Source organism: Clostridium sp. K04 (genome assembly GCF_019734375.1).
Lineage (GTDB): Bacteria > Bacillota > Clostridia > Clostridiales > Clostridiaceae > Clostridium > Clostridium saudiense.
In genome coordinates this window covers 19,310-36,420 of the sequence record NZ_JAASHD010000037.1, presented here as the reverse complement: position 1 = coordinate 36,420, position 17,111 = coordinate 19,310, and the positions used below count along the sequence as shown (strand labels likewise).

18 protein-coding genes are annotated in these 17,111 nt (G+C 28.5%); 14 read left to right on the top strand and 4 right to left on the bottom strand.

What is annotated here, in order from left to right; all coding sequences use genetic code 11:
• The coding region (locus HCG70_RS13980) for an IS1 family transposase (protein ID WP_311776471.1) at positions 1-182 on the bottom strand (182 nt) is incomplete at its 3' end.
• 433 nt (positions 183-615) lie between these two features.
• Here HCG70_RS13980 and hemA point away from each other — a divergent pair.
• The 10 genes from hemA to HCG70_RS13930 all read left to right on the top strand — a co-directional run bounded on the left by hemA (position 616) and on the right by HCG70_RS13930 (position 9,678).
• Positions 616-1,818, top strand: a complete 1,203-nt coding sequence (gene hemA, locus HCG70_RS13975) for a glutamyl-tRNA reductase (RefSeq protein WP_042395182.1) — start codon at positions 616-618, stop codon at positions 1,816-1,818.
• Positions 1,779-2,459: an NAD(P)-dependent oxidoreductase gene (locus HCG70_RS13970; RefSeq protein WP_055276577.1), complete on the top strand. Its 681-nt coding sequence runs from the start codon at positions 1,779-1,781 to the stop codon at positions 2,457-2,459. Before hemA ends, HCG70_RS13970 begins: the two co-directional genes overlap by 40 nt.
• A gap of 3 nt (positions 2,460-2,462) precedes the next feature.
• Positions 2,463-3,335, top strand: a complete 873-nt coding sequence (gene hemC, locus HCG70_RS13965) for a hydroxymethylbilane synthase (RefSeq protein ID WP_042395178.1) — start codon at positions 2,463-2,465, stop codon at positions 3,333-3,335.
• A 45-nt stretch (positions 3,336-3,380) separates the two neighbouring features.
• Complete coding sequence (gene cobA, locus HCG70_RS13960) at positions 3,381-4,859, top strand: uroporphyrinogen-III C-methyltransferase (protein ID WP_055276574.1); 1,479 nt, start codon at positions 3,381-3,383, stop codon at positions 4,857-4,859.
• The gene (gene hemB, locus HCG70_RS13955; protein ID WP_195949078.1) at positions 4,852-5,823 is read left to right on the top strand and encodes a porphobilinogen synthase; all 972 of its coding nucleotides are present in this window, start codon (positions 4,852-4,854) and stop codon (positions 5,821-5,823) included. The genes cobA and hemB overlap by 8 nt, the downstream gene beginning before the upstream one ends.
• Position 5,824: 1 nt before the next feature.
• Positions 5,825-7,099, top strand: a complete 1,275-nt coding sequence (gene hemL / locus HCG70_RS13950; protein ID WP_042395171.1) for a glutamate-1-semialdehyde 2,1-aminomutase — start codon at positions 5,825-5,827, stop codon at positions 7,097-7,099.
• Between the two features lie 148 nt (positions 7,100-7,247).
• On the top strand, positions 7,248-8,030 hold the full coding sequence (locus HCG70_RS13945) for a sirohydrochlorin cobaltochelatase (RefSeq protein WP_042395170.1): 783 nt from the start codon (positions 7,248-7,250) through the stop codon (positions 8,028-8,030).
• Between the two features lie 291 nt (positions 8,031-8,321).
• Positions 8,322-9,107, top strand: a complete 786-nt coding sequence (locus tag HCG70_RS13940) for a formate/nitrite transporter family protein (RefSeq protein ID WP_042395167.1) — start codon at positions 8,322-8,324, stop codon at positions 9,105-9,107.
• Between the two features lie 159 nt (positions 9,108-9,266).
• Entirely contained in the window at positions 9,267-9,455 is a 189-nt protein-coding gene (locus tag HCG70_RS13935) for a ferredoxin (RefSeq protein WP_042395164.1), read from the top strand.
• A gap of 49 nt (positions 9,456-9,504) precedes the next feature.
• Positions 9,505-9,678, top strand: coding sequence for a (2Fe-2S)-binding protein (locus tag HCG70_RS13930; RefSeq protein ID WP_042395161.1), 174 nt, complete (start codon positions 9,505-9,507; stop codon positions 9,676-9,678).
• Positions 9,679-9,801: 123 nt separating this feature from the next.
• On the opposite strand, the gene HCG70_RS13925 is transcribed toward HCG70_RS13930, so the two are convergent.
• Both HCG70_RS13925 and HCG70_RS13920 read right to left on the bottom strand, forming a co-directional pair.
• Positions 9,802-10,737: a multidrug resistance efflux transporter family protein gene (locus HCG70_RS13925; RefSeq protein ID WP_221697889.1), complete on the bottom strand. Its 936-nt coding sequence runs from the start codon at positions 10,735-10,737 to the stop codon at positions 9,802-9,804.
• A gap of 116 nt (positions 10,738-10,853) precedes the next feature.
• Positions 10,854-11,879, bottom strand: a complete 1,026-nt coding sequence (locus HCG70_RS13920) for a branched-chain amino acid aminotransferase (protein WP_042395157.1) — start codon at positions 11,877-11,879, stop codon at positions 10,854-10,856.
• A gap of 332 nt (positions 11,880-12,211) precedes the next feature.
• On the opposite strand from HCG70_RS13920, the gene HCG70_RS13915 reads away from it, so the two are divergent.
• The 4 genes from HCG70_RS13915 (at position 12,212) to HCG70_RS13900 (ending at position 16,284) form a co-directional block, all read left to right on the top strand.
• On the top strand, positions 12,212-12,589 hold the full coding sequence (locus HCG70_RS13915; RefSeq protein ID WP_042395155.1) for a RidA family protein: 378 nt from the start codon (positions 12,212-12,214) through the stop codon (positions 12,587-12,589).
• Positions 12,590-12,777: 188 nt separating this feature from the next.
• Entirely contained in the window at positions 12,778-13,830 is a 1,053-nt protein-coding gene (locus HCG70_RS13910; RefSeq protein WP_221697888.1) for a PotD/PotF family extracellular solute-binding protein, read from the top strand.
• A 96-nt stretch (positions 13,831-13,926) separates the two neighbouring features.
• Positions 13,927-14,484: a DUF3867 domain-containing protein gene (locus tag HCG70_RS13905; RefSeq protein WP_042395150.1), complete on the top strand. Its 558-nt coding sequence runs from the start codon at positions 13,927-13,929 to the stop codon at positions 14,482-14,484.
• Between the two features lie 243 nt (positions 14,485-14,727).
• Positions 14,728-16,284, top strand: a complete 1,557-nt coding sequence (locus HCG70_RS13900; protein WP_042395146.1) for an ABC-F family ATP-binding cassette domain-containing protein — start codon at positions 14,728-14,730, stop codon at positions 16,282-16,284.
• Between the two features lie 122 nt (positions 16,285-16,406).
• On the opposite strand, the gene HCG70_RS17695 is transcribed toward HCG70_RS13900, so the two are convergent.
• On the bottom strand, positions 16,407-16,901 hold the full coding sequence (locus HCG70_RS17695) for an HdeD family acid-resistance protein (RefSeq protein WP_042395140.1): 495 nt from the start codon (positions 16,899-16,901) through the stop codon (positions 16,407-16,409).
• Positions 16,902-17,111: the final 210 nt, after the last annotated feature.

Below are 17,111 nucleotides of genomic sequence, written 5' to 3'. Positions count from 1 at the left end.
GTTCCCTTACCGCATCTAGGACATTTAGGATTATTTAGTTTAGGACGTCCGTCACCGTCGTCTATGGCGAATTGGCGCTTACACTGCTTACATTGATACTTTTGTTTAGCCTGCTTATTCATACCAAACTTGTATAGTTTATCAGAATTACAGCGTGGGCATTTTATATTAGTTTTGCTCATTGTTCTTCTCTCCTTTTCGAAGGGGGTATTATTTAGTATCGCAAACTTATTGTATTTCCTTAGGTTGAGAAGAGCAATGTTCATATAACTTAACAGATCGTCATTTATAGTAGGGGGAAATTATATTTTATCATAAATTATATAATAATAAAAATATAATTAAATATATACGTAAAAATATATTTAATCACAATAGAAAAATGAAATAAAATGTAGAAGGTTGTATTAAATGAATTCCTACAATATTATATATATGGAAGTATAAATTAAAAAGATTTATATTAATTATTAAAAAATTTAATTGTATAAAAGTAATGATTAAAATTGTATTTAGTATTATAATGAAAAAGTTAAGGGAGGATACTTCCTTAATTTTTTTGTTAAGAGAATTGGGAAAATATATAAAATCGTATCTTAGAAATGTGGTGATTAAGTGTTAGGTCTTATAGGAATAAGAAAAAATGTTGATATAAACATAAGAGAAAGATTGGCAATTGCATTAAGTAAGCAATCTAAGGCAGTAAAAGAATTAAATAAACTATATGAAGAAGTCGTAATAATAAGCACATGTAATAGGACAGAAATTTATATTTCAGGATGCTTAGAAAGTGAAGAGGATATAAGAAAAATATTTGAAGTATTAGACTGGGATATTTCACTTTTAGAGTATACCTTTTATCTTGAAGGAATAAGTGTAGCTAAGCATTTATTAGAAGTAGTTTGTGGTTTTCACTCTAAAATATTAGGAGAAGATCAAATATTAGGACAAATAAAACTAGCATATGAGTTAAGTTTGGAGAATAAGGCTATACACACAAAGCTTTTAAGATTATTTGAAGAAGCAATAAGTTGTGGAAAAAAATTTAGAACAGAAAGCAAATTGTATGAAATACCAGTATCAGCATCATCTATTGCAGTAAAGGAAGTTGAAGAATTTGGTGCAAGTAGTATTATGGTATTAGGATATGGCACAATAGGTAGTTTAGTAGTTAAATATGCATTGGGTAGTAAGTTTAATAAAGTATTTATTGTTGTAAGAAATAAGGGGAAGGTCCCAGATTTAAAAGATGACAGAGTAGAGATTTTAGACTTTAATGAATATAAAGATGTTATTAATGAGGTAGATGCAGTTATAAGTTGTACAGCAGCTCCTCACGTTGTTATAAAAAATGATTATATAAATAATAATGGAAAAGAAATTATGTTAATTGATTTAGCACTACCAAGAGATATTGATGAAGCTTTATCACAAAATGAAAGAGTAACTTTACTAGATATAGATACTATAAGCAAACTAGATGTAGATAATAAAAAATTAAGAAATGAAAAAATGAATGAGTATAAATTTTTAGTTGATGAATATTTAAATGAATACAAAAATTGGTTAAATATTCGAGAAGTTACATATTATATACATGAAATGAAGAATACAGGAAATAGTGTTATAGAAAGTAGAGTTAAGTCTTTTGAGCATAAATGTAAAGATAAGAGAGATATTGAGTTAGCTACAACTTTAATAAAGAGTACTTCAGACTATTATGTAAATAGAGCTATAAAATTATTAAAGGAAGAAAAGTTAAAAGGACGTGAAAATGAATGTCTGAATATTCTAAAGCAAATCTTCATGGAGAATTAAGTTATGCACCTATAACGTTTTTTGGAGAAAAACTTAAAATTGGAGTAATAGGGGCAGGGCGAGGTGCATTAATAAAGGTAAGGAACTTTTATAATAAAGGTAGTAATATAGAAGTTTTAGCATTAGATTTCTTAGAAGACTTTTATAAGTTTAATAGGGATAAAGTAAAGCTAATAAAGGGAAAGTATAATAAGGACTTTATATTAGATAAGCATATAATAATAATTGCTATTGATAATAATGATGTAATTAATGAAATAAAAGATGATTGTAAAAAATTATGTAAAATTTATATCAATTCATCAAACTTTAAGGATGGAATGGGAGTAATACCTGTTACAAGAGAAAGTGAATTTATTACTGTAGCAGTTAATACTAAGGTAGGGAATCCAAGGGGGTCAGTAATGGTAGCAGAATCTATTACTGAATCTTTGGGAGAATTTGATGAATATATAAGACTAACAGGAGAAATAAGAAATTGCTTATTTTTAGATAAAGAAATTAAAGATGATTTATTAAAATTTATAAATTCAAGTGATTGTAAATTTTTTTATGATAAAGGTAAAATTTATAAAGTATTAAAATTGTTTTATAATGAAGAGATAGTTAGGAAGATAAAATCCTTAAGAAAGGAAGAGTAATATATGGAATTAATTTTAGCTACTAGAAAAAGTGCATTAGCTCAAACTCAAACTGAAACAGTAATGAAACTATTGAAGGATAAAGAAAACATTGATAGTAAAAAGCTTTTAGTAGTTACAGAAGGAGATAAAAGGCTTGATGTATCACTAAATAAAATCGGTGGTAAAGGATTATTTACAAAAGATATAGAAATTGCATTATTAGAAAAGAGAGCTCATGCTGCAGTTCATTCAATGAAGGATGTACCGTATGAAATGGGAGAGGATTTTGAGTTAATAGCAATGCCAGAAAGAGAAGATGTTAGGGATGTATTAGTCTGTAGTAGTGGATTGAAATTAGATCAGCTACCTAATGGAGCAATAATAGGAACTAGTAGTATAAGAAGAGCAGCTCAAATAAAATCTATAAGAAATGATTTAAATATAGTTCCTATAAGAGGAAATGTTGGAACAAGATTAGAGAAAATGAAAAATGAAGGTATGGATGGAATAATACTTGCAGCTGCAGGATTAAAAAGATTAGGTATGGAAGATATAATTACTGAATATTTAAATCCAGAAATATTTGTTCCAGCAGTTTCACAAGGAGCACTTGGAATTGAGTGCTTAAAAAATGGTGAGTATAATAAATATTTTAGAGAATTAGATAATAAAGATGTAAGAGTAACTGTAGAGGCTGAAAGAAGCTTTATGAGAGAATTAAATGGTGGATGCCATAGTTTAATTGGTGCATATGCAACTCTTGATGGAAATGATATATATATTATTGGAACATATGAAGTAAATGGTACAATAGTTAAAAAGGATATTTTAGGTAAAAAAGAAGATAATATTGAGCTAGGAAGAAAGTTAGCTCAAAAAATATTAAAAGCATAAAAGTACTAATGATATAACAGAATTTAATGAAGGTAGGAATTAAATATGAATGGAAAAGCTTATATTATAGGGACTGGACCGGGAGATGAAGAATTATTAACTGTAAAGGCAGTAAAGGTATTAAAAAAATGTACAGCAGTACTTTATGACAGATTAGTTTCTAATAACATTTTAAATTATTTAAATGATGATTGTTTAATTTATTATTGTGGAAAGGAACCAGGTGCTCACTATAAGACTCAAGAAGAAATAAATGAAATGATAGTGAAACTTGTAAAAGAAGGACATATAGTTGGAAGAGTTAAAGGTGGAGACCCATATGTTTTTGGTAGAGGTGGAGAAGAAGTTTTAGCTCTTGAAGAAGAAGGACTATGTTTTGAAGTAATACCAGGTGTAACTTCACCAATAGCTGTATTAAATTATGCAGGTATACCAATAACTCATAGAGGAATTGCACAAAGTTTTCATATTGTAACTGGAATGACAGGAACAAATGAAAAGCTTAATTGGGAAGCTCTTGCAAAAGAAAAAGGAACATTAGTATTTATGATGGGGCTTGAAAATATAGAAAGAATAGTATCAAATCTAATTACTAATGGAAAAGATAAAGAAACATCTGCAGCAATTGTAATGAGAGGAACATCATCAAAGCAAAGAAAAGTAATAGGAACTTTAGAGAATATTACTGATAAGGCCAGAGAGGCTCAGCTTAAGTCTCCATGTATTATAGTTGTAGGAGAAGTTGTTAATTTAAATGAAAAACTATCTTGGTATGAAGAAAAACCTTTATTTGGTACGAATGTCTGTATTACTAGATCAAGAGAACAAAGTTCAAGCTTAAAAAGTTCTTTAAGTGATTTAGGAGCAGAAGTAACTGAAATTAATTCTATTAAAATTAAATCAACTAAAGAAAACTTAAAAGAATATTTAGATAAGTTACCAGAATATGATCATATTATTTTAACTTCAGTAAATGGAGTTAATAATTTTTTTGATTATTTAATTGAAACAGGATACGATGTTAGAAATATAAAAGCTAAATTTTCTGTTGTTGGAAAGGCTACAAAAAAGGCATTAATAAATAGAGGAATAGTACCTTTTATTATGGCAAGAGAATTTGTAGGTGAAGGATTATTTAAAGTATTAGAGCCACATTTAGTTAAAGGAGAAAAAGTTTTAATTCCATGTTCATCAAGTAGCAGAAGTTATTTATATGATGAAATAAGTGCATTAGGATTACATGTAGATAGAGTTCATACTTATGATACTGTTTGTGGAACTGTAAAAAATAAGAGAGTATTTGATGAAGTAGATTATGTATTATTTACAAGTCCTAGCACAGTAACTAATATGATTGATATGTTAGGAATAGAAGCTATAAGAGAGAAGAAGCTTATTGCAATAGGACCACAAACAGCAAAAGCAATAAATGCAAATAATATGGAATGCTTTGTATGTAGGAAGCACTCAGAAGAAGGATTCCTTAAGGAAATAATAGAATTCAAGGAGGCAGAAAATGTTTAGAAGAGGGAGAAGGTTAAGAACAAATTCTGTAATAAGAAATTTAGTTAGGGAAAATTCATTAAGTGTAGATGATTTTATTTATCCAGTATTCGTGGTTGAAGGTAATAATATAAAGAGAGAAATAAGTTCTTTAAAAGGCAATTACCATTGGTCAGTAGATAAATTAGATGAATTAGTTAAAGAGTTAAATGAAGCAAAGGTTAAATCAGTAATTTTATTTGGTATTCCTGATCATAAGGATTGTGTTGGTAGCGAAGCTTATAATGATAATGGTATAGTACAAAAAGCTATTAGAAGATTAAAAGAACTTAATAGTAATTTATATATAATTACAGATGTTTGTATGTGTGAATATACTGATCATGGTCATTGTGGTATTTTAGATAATCATAATGTTAATAATGATAAAACTTTAGTATATTTAGGTGAAATTGCTTTATCTCATGCTAAGGCTGGAGCTGATATGGTTGCTCCTTCAGATATGATGGATGGAAGAATAGGATATATAAGAGAAGTTTTAGATAAAAACGGATTTGAAAGTTTACCTATAATGAGTTATGCAGCTAAATATTCATCAGCATTTTATGGACCATTTAGGGAAGCGGCAGGTTCTGCACCAAGCTTTGGAGATAGAAAGGGATATCAAATGGACCCAGCAAATTCTAGAGAAGCAATGGCAGAAATTGAAGCAGATTTAAATGAAGGTGCAGATGTAATAATGGTTAAACCTGCAATGTCGTATTTAGATATAGTAAAAGAAGCAAGAGACAAAATTAATGCTCCTATTTGTGTTTATAATGTAAGTGGTGAATATGCTATGGTTAAAAATGCTGGTGAAGCAGGATTAATTAATGAAAAATTAGTTGCATTAGAAATGCTTTTATCAATGAAAAGAGCTGGTGCTAAGATGATAATAACTTATTATGCATTAGAGGCAGCTAAATGGCTTAAGGAGGATGAATAATATGTCTAATAAAGAAATTTTTGAAGAATCAAAGAAGTATATGCCTGGAGGAGTTAACTCTCCAGTAAGAGCATATAGAGATATGGGAATAGATCCTCCAGTAATGAAGTCAGGAAAAGGGGTAATATTAACTGATGAAGATGGTAAGGATTATATAGATTTTGTACTTGCATGGGGACCTATGATTTTAGGGCATTCTAATGAAGATGTAGTAACTGCAATTAAAGAAATATCAGAGTCAGCAATTGCGTTTGGAACACCAACTGATTTAGAACTTAAAATGAGTAAGTTCTTATGTGAGGAAATGGATAATGTTGAAATGGTTAGATTTGTTAACTCAGGTACAGAAGCTACAATGAGTGCTATAAAACTAGCTAGAGGATATACAGGTAAAAATAAAATAATTAAATTTGCTGGATGTTATCATGGACACTTTGATGGCTTTTTAGTTGAAGCAGGATCAGGTGTATTAACTGAAGGAATAGCTGGTTGTTTAGGTATACCAAATGATAGTATTAAAAATACTTTAGTTGGCGTATATAATGATATGGAGCAAGTTAGATCTTTATTTGAAGCATATGGAGATGATATTGCTGCAGTAATTATTGAGCCAGTTGCAGGTAATATGGGAGTAGTTAAGGCTGAAGATGAATTTATGGAAACTTTAAGAGTATTATGTGATGAATATGGTTCATTATTAATATTTGATGAAGTTATGAGTGGATTTAGAGTTGCTTATAAAGGGGCTCAAAGTTTATTCAATGTTAAGCCAGACTTAATTACTTATGCAAAGATAATAGGGGGAGGACTTCCTTGTGGTCTTTATGGTGGTAGACGTGATATAATGGAAAAATTATCACCTGTAGGCGGAGTATATCAGGCTGGTACTATGTCAGGAAATCCAGTTGTTATGGCAGCTGGAATGGCGACTTTAAATATATTAAAAGCAAATCAAGGAATTTATGATCATATAAATAAATTAGGTGAAAAGCTTCAAAATGGAATTGAAGATATTGCAAGAGAAAAGGGAATTAAATTAACAGTTAATAGAGTTGGGGGAATGATGACTGTATTCTTTACAGATAGAAATCCTGTTAGAACTTATGAAGATGCAAAAAGCTGTGATTTAGAAATGTTTAGAAAATATTTCTTGCATATGAATAAAAATGGATTCAATATACCACAATCTCAATTTGAATCAATGTTTTTAAGTGCAGTTCATACTGAAGAACACATAGATAAATTCTTAGAAACATTTAAAAGATTTCAACCATAAGGGAATTAAATAGTTAATAGTCTTTAGATAGTTAAGGGTTAATAGTTTTGAGTTAATAGTTGGGGAGTTTCAAAAAATATTATAAATTCAGCCTAAGTAGAATTTATTAATTAACTCTTAACTCTTAACTAAAAAAAGGGGGGATTTTATGAGTAAAGCAATAGTTTTAGTAGCGTTTGGAAGTGCAAATTTAGAGGGGATTAAACAAAGTATAGGTTTATTAGAGCAGGATTTAAATGAATATTTTGATGGAGAGTATACAGTACTTAAGGCTTTTACATCAAATAAAATAATTGAACTTTTAAAAGAAAGACATGATTATATTATTCCACATTTAAGTAAGGCATTATTTAACTTAGTTAACCAAGGGTATGAAGAAGTTATAATACAGCCATTACACATAATGAGTACTAGTGATATAAAACGTATAGAAGAAGTTGTTGATGAATATAAATACTCTATGAAAAGAATAGTGGTTTGTAAAACTTTATTTTCTAATGAAGAAGAAGTACTAATAAAAGAAAGTAAGGAAATAGCAAATATAATTTGTGATGATTCAGAGAAAAGTGACATATTATTAGTTGGGCATGGATCTAAGAAAAACTCAAATAAAATATATGATATTATTGCAGAATCAGTGAGAGAGAAGTGTAATAAAAGAGTTTATTTAGCAACTTTAGAAGGTGAAAAAACTTTAGATTTAGCAATTGAAGAAATACTAAAAGATGATACTAAAAAAATAGTATTGAAGTCTTTATTTATAATTCCAGGAAAGCATGTAATTGATGATATATTAAATAGTAATGATTCATGGAGTGAAAAATTAAAATCCAAAGGTATAGAGATAACTATTGGTAAAAAGTCATTATTACAGTATGAAAAAATAAGAGAAATGTATATTAAAAGAATAAATAAAATAATTGAAAGTTAATAAAAGTTTAGAACTCTAGTTAGATTAATAAGATTTAACTAGGGTTTCTTATTTATAAAATTAATTGATTATTGAAGTAGAATATAGATATTAATTTTGACTATACAATTAATAAAATATAAGTTTTTTTAATCATTATTTTTATTTGTTTAAAAAGTAAACCTTTATATTAATAGTTTGAGGAATTTTAAAAGTATGGGATTTTTCGTTTGAAAAAAGTAGAAAAAAGTTGTATCATATATAATTGTGATAAAAAAATACAAAGATTATAAATTAGGTAGAGGTGTAGAAATGTATAAGAGAGAAATTGATAATTTAACTCACTCTGCAGAAGTAAAAATTGGCTTATTTAATAAGAGTATAGCTAAATATTTAACATCTGCATTCTTAGGAAGCTTTTTTGTAAGCTTAGGAATTATGTTAATTTATACAATTGGCGGAACAATGCATCATGCAGGCGTTGAAACTTACAAAATATTAATGGGAGCATGCTTTGGTGTTGCTTTAACTTTAGTATTTATGTGTGGTGGAGATTTATTTACTAGTAATGCAATGATAATGACTATTGGAGCTTTAGAAAAGAAAGTAACTTGGTTAGATGCATTAAAGATTTGGATTGCAGTTTGGTTTGGTAACTTAATAGGTGGTGTTGTAGGGGCATTACTATATGTACAAGCTGGACTTGCTAGCGGTAAAAGTGAATATATTGGAGAATTTATTGTAAACAATGTTGCAACAAAGATGAATACACCAGGAATGGAATTATTCCTAAGAGGTTTATTATGTAATGTATTAGTTTGTTTAGCAACTTGGTGTGCATATAAATTAAAAGAAGAAACAGCAAAAATACTAATGATATGGTGGTGTTTATTCACATTTATAACTGCTGGATTTGAACATAGTGTTGCAAATATGGGATTCTTAACTATGGGATTATTATTACCTCACGGAGCAGATGTTACTATTATGGGCATGGTTCATAACTTACTTTGGGTTTCATTAGGTAACTTTGTTGGTGGAGTATTATTTGTAGGTTTACCATATTACTTTATAACAAAAGAAAAGAAAAATTCTTAATAATATTATTGATGGCAGCTATTAATCTTAGCTGTCATTTTTTTGTAAAAATTAAAGTTGACTAAAATAGTAAGAAATAATATTGACAAATAATTATTATTAGTTGATAATATTATTTAGGGAAACCTATAAATACATTTAGACGGAGGAATAAGCAAAATGAAAGCATTTGTAGATGAAAATGTATGTATTAGCTGTGGATTATGTGAAGGTGTCTGTTCAGACGTATTTTCATTAGACACAGGGGTTGCAGTTGCAATTGAAGGTGAAATTTCAAGTGATCTAGAAGATTCAGTAAGAGAAGCTTGTGATGGATGTCCTGTACAAGCTATTTCTATAGAAGAATAATTACTTGGAAAAATTATAGGTTAAAAATAGACACAAAGGAGATGGAATTATGTCAAAAGTATGTTTATGCAGAGGAATAACAGAAGAACAAATAGTTGAAGCTGTAAAGAATGGGGCAACTTCTTTCGAAGAAGTTAAGGAAGAAACTGGTGCAGGTGCTGGTGGATGCCGTGGCGGAAGATGTAAATGTAACATCGAATTATTAATAGAAAAAAATAAATAATTTTTAATTAATGAATAAATACACTACGTATTATAATTTGTAGTTGTAATTTTGATTAATTAAATAAAATTTATAATTTTATTTAAGGTAGCAGTATACTAATTTATACTGCTACCTTTTTCATTAATCAGAAAATAAGCTATTTAATATCATACCTACAATAACTAAGACAATTCCTATATAGCCAATAGTTGTTGGTAAGGTTGTTTTTAATATTAAAATTTCTCCAAGAAGTGTGAAAATAACTTCACCGGCTTGTGTTGCTTCAATTACAGCAAGCTGATGATGATTGCCTTTAACAAGTTCTGTAGCTTTAAAAAATAAAGTCGTAGCAATTACTCCAGAAAATAAAGCTACTAAAAAAGATTGAAGCACTTGGCTATCTGAAGGTAAACCAACTGTTACTATTCCAAAAATAGATAAAATAAGCCAAAAAGGAAGGCTACATAAAGTCATACCAAAGACTCTTTGGAAGGTATTTAATTCATTATTACAAACATCCATCATTTTTCTATTGCCTAATGGATAAGCAAATGCAGCAATTATTACTGGAATTACCCCAAATAAAATTTGAAAAAATGAAATATTATTTGCTTGCTGAACTTGAATTAAAAATACTCCTATTAATATTATTACTGAGAAATATAATGCCTTTTTTGGTATAGAATTTCTTTTATGAGCTATATAATTAGGTCCTATAGTTATAGTGAAAAATAATGGAGATAAGAGAGCCCCAGCTATAATAGTAATTTGCCATGTGCTTGCAACCATCCAAGAAGCGCCGTATTTTGAGGCGAAGCTAAGAGGTGCATAAAATAATCCAAAACCTACAGTGCTCCAAATGAACCAAGATTTTGGATCACTTTTTATTGATTTAAAAACAGGTTTAATTTCTTTCTTTAATAAAAGTATTATAAATAAAATAGGTAACATAAATAGATATCTAAGAGAGGCGCTCCATACCCAGCTTCCCCCAGAAATATTCATTTGACTATTAAGTATAAATGTGAATGAAAAGAAAAAAGCAGCTAATAATCCAAGTGAAAAAGCTTTCTTCATAGTAAATCCTCCTAAAGTTTTCATATGTTAATATAAGTTACTAAATAGTTATAACTATGTATAAATAAATTAAAAAATGGACAAATTCTATTAGAAAATGTCCATTAATAATACAATTATTCTACTGTATAAATCCAGCCTTCAGGTGCTTCGATATCACCAAATTGAATTCCGCAAAGAATTCTATAAAGTTCTTTAGTTATAGGCCCAACTTCAGTTTCGCTGTAGAATACATGAAGTTTATCTTTATACTCTATTCCTCCAATTGGAGTTATAACTGCAGCTGTTCCACAAGCACCAGCTTCCTTAAAATCATCAAGAGAATCTATAGGAACTTGTCTTTCATATACAGGCATATGCAAATATTTTTCTGCAATTTCCATTAGAGAATATTTTGTAATACTTGGTAAGACAGAAGGTGATAATGGAGTAACAAATTCATTATTTTTAGTTATACCAAAGAAATTAGCAGCACCAACTTCTTCAATATTAGTTCTAGTTGCAGGGTCAAGGTAAATACAATCTGCAAAGCCTCTATCAGCAGCTATTTTATGAGGATGCATTGAAGCAGCATAGTTACCACCAACTTTTTGTCCACCAGTACCATGAGGAGCAGCTCTATCATAATCAGCAATCATAAAGTTACAAGGAGTAAGTCCGCTTTTAAAGTATGCACCAACAGGTAAACAGAATACACAGAATATATATTCAGGAGCAGGTTTAACTCCAATATTATCTCCAACACCTATTACAAATGGTCTTAAATATAATGTACCACCAGTTCCATATGGTGGAATATAAGCTTCGTTAGCTTTAACAACTTGCATACAAGCATCTATAAACTTTTCTTCCGGAATTTCAGGCATAAGAAGTTTTCTAAGACTTGAATTAAGTCTTTCAGCATTTTTATTAGGTCTGAAAAGTTGAATTTTTCCTTCTTTAGTTCTATAAGCCTTTAATCCCTCAAAACAGGATTGTCCATAATGAAGTGCGCAAGATGCTTCACTTATTGTAAGCATATTATCTTCTGTTAAATGGCCAGCATCCCATTTACCATCTTTCCAATTAGAAATGTAACGGAAATCAGTTTTGATGTATTCGAACCCCAAGTTATTCCAATCGATGTTTACTTTTTTAGTCATTTAAATCGCCCCTTTATTTATACGTAATTTTTGTGATTAGTTTATTTAATTTTTAAGATAAGTTAAAAAGGAAATTCCTGTTCTTAATTATGTAACTTATATTAAATAAAGCTAGAATTTAATATAAGTTGAAATTTAGAATTTCACTTATGTTTATAGTATTATCTTAATTATTTATTTTACCACTAATGTAAAAAATCTTAAATAGTTAAATGATAAATTTATGGTAAATTTTATTAATATATATGAAAATGTTCAAATGTATAATATAATATTATTTAAATGGTAAAAATTAAGTTATTTTATTGAATAAGAAGGTAGGAGGAAAAATAATGAAGAGAGAAGTAATACAGACTAATAATGCACCAGGAGCAATAGGTCCATATTCACAAGGAATAGCAGTTGGAGATTTTGTTTATACATCAGGACAAATTCCACTAAATCCTTCAACAGGAGAATTAGTAACAGATATTAAGCTTGCTACTAAGCAATCAATGGAGAATGTAAAAGCTATATTAGAATCAGCTGGAACATCATTAGATAATGTAATAAAAACAAGTATATTTTTAAAAGATTTAAATGATTTTGAAGCAGTAAATGAAGTTTATGGAACTTATTTTACTGAAAATAAACCAGCTAGAAGTTGTGTTCAAGTTGCAAAATTGCCTAAAGATGCAGTTATAGAAATAGAAGCAATAGCTATAAAATAAAGATAAAATATATTATTAAATTAATAATAAGTAGTATTAAAAAATAATAATTATTAATAAAAGACCTTTAGGTCTTTTTTATTTTGCTTAAATATAGTAAATTATATAATTGATGAATAGAATTATTAGGTGAAATAATACTATAATACTAAGTAGATTGATATTTACATATGAAGGGAGTTTATTCTATGAAAAGAAATAAGATGAAATTAGGTGCTATATTAATAAGTATACTAATTACAATTGGAATATTCGCTGGTTGTGAAAGTAAAGCTAGTGAAGAAATAAATGTATTAAATTATGGTGCTAATGCAGCAGAAGGAGTTTATAAAGAATTCCAAAAAGCAACGGGAATAAAAGTAAATGAAAAAACTTTTGATGATATGCAGTATATGTATCAAGAGGTTGCTAGCGGAAAGGTAGATTATGATGTTATTTTAGTTTCGGATGATATGGCTGAAAAGATGATAAAAGAAGAATTGCTTCAAAAGATAAATAAAGATAATATACCTAATATAGTAAATATGAATGAAGGGGATATGGGTAAACCATATGATCTTAATAATGATTATACTGTACCATATATGAACGGTACAATTGGATTAATATATAATACTGAAGTTATTGATGAAGACATAACAAGTTGGAAGAGCTTATTTGATTCTAAATATAAAGATGAAGTATTTATGTTTGATAATATGAGAGATACAATTGGAGTAGCTTTAAAAACATTAGGATATTCATTAAATTCAACTAATGAAGAAGAATTAAAAGAAGCTGGAGAATTATTAATAAAGCAAAAGAAAGAATTAAATCCAACATATGGAGCAGATGAAGTTTTAGATTTAATGAGATCAGAGGAAAAATCTATTGCTATGATTTGGTCAGGAGAGGGATTAAACTTAGAAGCTGAAGACGATAGATTTAAATATGTAATTCCAGAAGAAGGTGCTGATTTCTGGTTAGACTCTTGGGCAATTCCTAAGTCTGCAAAAAATGTCAGCGGAGCAGAAAAATTTATAGATTTTATGAGTAGTAAAGACATAGCGTTAAGAACAGCTGATGAAATAGGATATACTACACCACAAAAGCAAGCTATGGAGGAACAAGCTGATGAAATTAAGAATAATGAAAATGCATATATGCCACAAGAAATATTAGATAAGTGTGAAGGATATAAGTTTTTAGATAAGGAGAATTTAGAATTATATCAAGAGGTTTGGATTAAAGTTAAAAGTTAAGATAATTAGATAATATTCACAATAATACTTTGTGGAAAAACTAGAGTGTATAGTATATAATATTTGTAAAAGGACATGAGCTTAGGAGGAGAGAATATGGATAAAATAATTGACTTTAATGAGCTTAAAAATAGAGTTAATGATAAAGATGTAGATCAATTTGAATCATATATTTATAGTTTATATTATAAGGTTGCTGAAGGTAAGCTATCTATGGCGGATTTTTCAAACCAATTAACTGAGTATATGGTACAAAATAACATTTCTCAAGATAAGTTTTTAAAAATGCAAACTAAACTTATGGAGAGATATGGAATAGATACTACAGGATTTGAAGAGCAACTTAAAAGTTTAGGCTTAAATAATATTTCAACTGATCCTAAAGATTATGAAAAAGTTAGAAGAACTTTAGGTTTTCAAGAAAAATATAAAGATAGACTAAAAGTAAAAGGTGCAACTGAATATACAATAAATAACGATAAAAATAATCTTACTATTCTTTTAGATGAACATAACGTTATTTTAAAAAGCCCAGGAAAAATAGATTTAGCGGACAATGAATTAAATGAATTTTTATGTTCATATAAAAAGACAGTTGAGAATGACGTGCTTAAGATTTCACTTTGTGAAGATACAAGAGAATATGATTACTAAAAATAGAAACAAATTTCTATTTATTTTAACTAAATTTTATGTATAATGAATAAGGGAGGTAGCCAATTTAAAGTGGCAAATTATAGGTGAAGTGTTATTAATTAAGCTTATGCTGTAAGTTTAATATATAATTTGAAATTGCCTAATTGCAACTAAGAGATTGGATACACCCTTATTTTAATGTAAAAAAATAAATTGATATAAATAAAGTTATTATAAATTTTACGTTGCTGGAGGATGAGGATGAGCGTTTTAACAGTTAAGAATATCAGCCATGGATTTGGTGATAGAGCAATTTTTGAAGATGTATCATTTAGATTACTAAAGGGAGAACATGTAGGTCTTATTGGAGCAAATGGTGAGGGTAAGTCTACATTTATGAATATAATTACTAGCAAATTAATGCCTGATGAGGGAAAAGTAATTTGGAGTAATAGAGTTAGAGTTGGTTATATGGATCAACATGCTGAACTTGCAAAAGGATTAACTATAAGAGATGTCCTTAGAAGTGCATTCCAATACTTATTTGACATGGAAACTGAAATGAATGAACTTTATGGTAGAATGGGCGAAATGGACGAAGATGAAATGAATAAGGCTTTAGAAAGAACAGCTGTTATTCAAGACATGTTAGATAATAATGGATTTTACGTTATAGATGCTAAGGCAGAAGAAGTTGCTAAGGGGTTAGGACTTTTAGATGTAGGTCTTGACAGAGATGTTACTGAACTTAGTGGTGGACAAAGAACTAAAGTATTATTAGGAAAGCTTTTACTTGAAAATCCTGATATTCTTTTACTAGACGAGCCTACTAACTATTTAGATGAAGCGCATATTGAATGGTTAAAGAGATTCTTGCAATCATATGAAAATGCATTTATTTTAATATCACATGATATTCCATTCTTAAATTCAGTTATTAACTTAATTTATCATGTGGAAAATAGAAAGCTTACTAGATATGTTGGGGATTATTATGAATTCCAAAGAATTTACGAAGCTAATAAAGCACAATTAGAAGCTGCATATGAAAGACAACAAGCAGAGGTTGCACAACTTAAAGATTTCGTTGCTAGAAATAAAGCAAGAGTTGCAACAAGTGGTATGGCAAAGGCTAGACAAAAGAAGCTTGATAAGATGGAAATGATTGAACTTGCAGCTGAAAAACCAAAGCCAGAATTCAATTTCTTAAAGGGAAGAACTTCAGGTAAGGTTATATTTGAAACTAAAGATTTAGTTATTGGATATAATGAGCCTTTAACTAAACCTCTAAATCTTTATATGGAAAGAGGACAAAAGATAGCTTTAGTTGGAGCAAATGGGCTTGGTAAGACTACACTTTTAAAGAGTTTAATGGGAGTAATTCCTTCATTAGGTGGAGAAGTTAGTTTAGGTGAATATCAACAAATTGGTTATTTCGAACAAGAAATAAAAGAAGCTAATTATAATACTTGTATTGAAGAAGTATGGGAAAAGTTCCCTTCTAAGACTCAATATGAAGTAAGATCAGCTCTTGCTAAATGTGGTTTAACAACTAAGCACATTGAAAGTAAGGTATGTGTATTAAGTGGTGGAGAGCAAGCAAAGGTAAGATTATGTAAGCTTATTAATGAAGAAACAAATATCTTAATCCTAGATGAGCCTACTAACCATTTAGATGTTGAAGCTAAAGAGGAATTAAAGAGAGCTTTAAAGGAATATAAGGGAAGTATTTTACTTGTGTGCCATGAGCCTGAGTTCTATAAGGATGTTGTAACAGATATCTGGAATTGCGAGGAGTGGACTACTAAAGTTGTATAGTAGAGTTATATTAAGAGTTAGTGTAAAAACTAGCTCTTTTTTATTTATAAGACGAATTGTCAAGCTAAGTGTTGCACTTAGCTTGACAATTCGTCATTAAAAAAGTTTTTTAAAAGTCATAATTAAATTTTAAATCCTAAATAAATTTCGCAAATAGCTGTAACTATAAAGAAAATACCTATAATATAAGGTGTAGCTAATATTGCTATAAAAGGATTAAATAATATCAATAATCCTAAAATGAATAAAAGAATTATATATACTGTATGAAAGTTAAATCCTAAATTTTTATATTTAATTGCCATAATGAATAAGTAAATTCCTCTAATAAGTGCCCATAAACCAAAAAATAACGCAATTGTGTCAATTGTTTCTGCAGGAGAGAAGCAAAGAAGCAATCCAAATAAAATTGAAATTGTTCCATTTACAATCAAAAAAACATTGTTCATAGAAGTAAAGGACCTAATAATTGCAAATATTCCAGCTACAATTATTAATACTCCACAAATATTAATAAAGCTTGAAAATGTACTAAATGGATTAATGAAAAATAAAACACCTATTATTCCAAATAGAATTCCTTCAATAATAAATAGATATTCTAAAAGTTTTTTCACAAATATCACTCCCTTAAATTTTTGATTATGAAATATATCTTTAGTTTGTGATAAATTTGTAATATTATATATAAATTTTTTGTTTAAATATAATTACAAAATTATTAAGAGAAATAACTTCTTTTTGCAATTATTTAATTTTATGATAATATTAGTTTAATAGAATATATATATTATGTTAAGAAAGCACACTTATAATATGATAAAGTT

Excerpts from the sequence above, each read along its gene's own strand:
- HCG70_RS13970 (WP_055276577.1), top strand. The coding sequence starts at position 1,779 with ATGTCTGAATATTCTAAAGCAAATCTTCATGGAGAATTAAGTTATGCA.
- hemC (WP_042395178.1), top strand. The coding sequence starts at position 2,463 with ATGGAATTAATTTTAGCTACTAGAAAAAGTGCATTAGCTCAAACTCAA.
- cobA (WP_055276574.1), top strand. The coding sequence starts at position 3,381 with ATGAATGGAAAAGCTTATATTATAGGGACTGGACCGGGAGATGAAGAA.
- hemB (WP_195949078.1), top strand. The coding sequence starts at position 4,852 with ATGTTTAGAAGAGGGAGAAGGTTAAGAACAAATTCTGTAATAAGAAAT.
- hemL (WP_042395171.1), top strand. The coding sequence starts at position 5,825 with ATGTCTAATAAAGAAATTTTTGAAGAATCAAAGAAGTATATGCCTGGA.
- HCG70_RS13945 (WP_042395170.1), top strand. The coding sequence starts at position 7,248 with ATGAGTAAAGCAATAGTTTTAGTAGCGTTTGGAAGTGCAAATTTAGAG.
- HCG70_RS13940 (WP_042395167.1), top strand. The coding sequence starts at position 8,322 with ATGTATAAGAGAGAAATTGATAATTTAACTCACTCTGCAGAAGTAAAA.
- HCG70_RS13935 (WP_042395164.1), top strand. The coding sequence starts at position 9,267 with ATGAAAGCATTTGTAGATGAAAATGTATGTATTAGCTGTGGATTATGT.
- HCG70_RS13930 (WP_042395161.1), top strand. The coding sequence starts at position 9,505 with ATGTCAAAAGTATGTTTATGCAGAGGAATAACAGAAGAACAAATAGTT.
- HCG70_RS13925 (WP_221697889.1), bottom strand. The coding sequence starts at position 10,737 with ATGAAGAAAGCTTTTTCACTTGGATTATTAGCTGCTTTTTTCTTTTCA.
- HCG70_RS13920 (WP_042395157.1), bottom strand. The coding sequence starts at position 11,879 with ATGACTAAAAAAGTAAACATCGATTGGAATAACTTGGGGTTCGAATAC.
- HCG70_RS13915 (WP_042395155.1), top strand. The coding sequence starts at position 12,212 with ATGAAGAGAGAAGTAATACAGACTAATAATGCACCAGGAGCAATAGGT.
- HCG70_RS13910 (WP_221697888.1), top strand. The coding sequence starts at position 12,778 with ATGAAAAGAAATAAGATGAAATTAGGTGCTATATTAATAAGTATACTA.
- HCG70_RS13905 (WP_042395150.1), top strand. The coding sequence starts at position 13,927 with ATGGATAAAATAATTGACTTTAATGAGCTTAAAAATAGAGTTAATGAT.
- HCG70_RS13900 (WP_042395146.1), top strand. The coding sequence starts at position 14,728 with ATGAGCGTTTTAACAGTTAAGAATATCAGCCATGGATTTGGTGATAGA.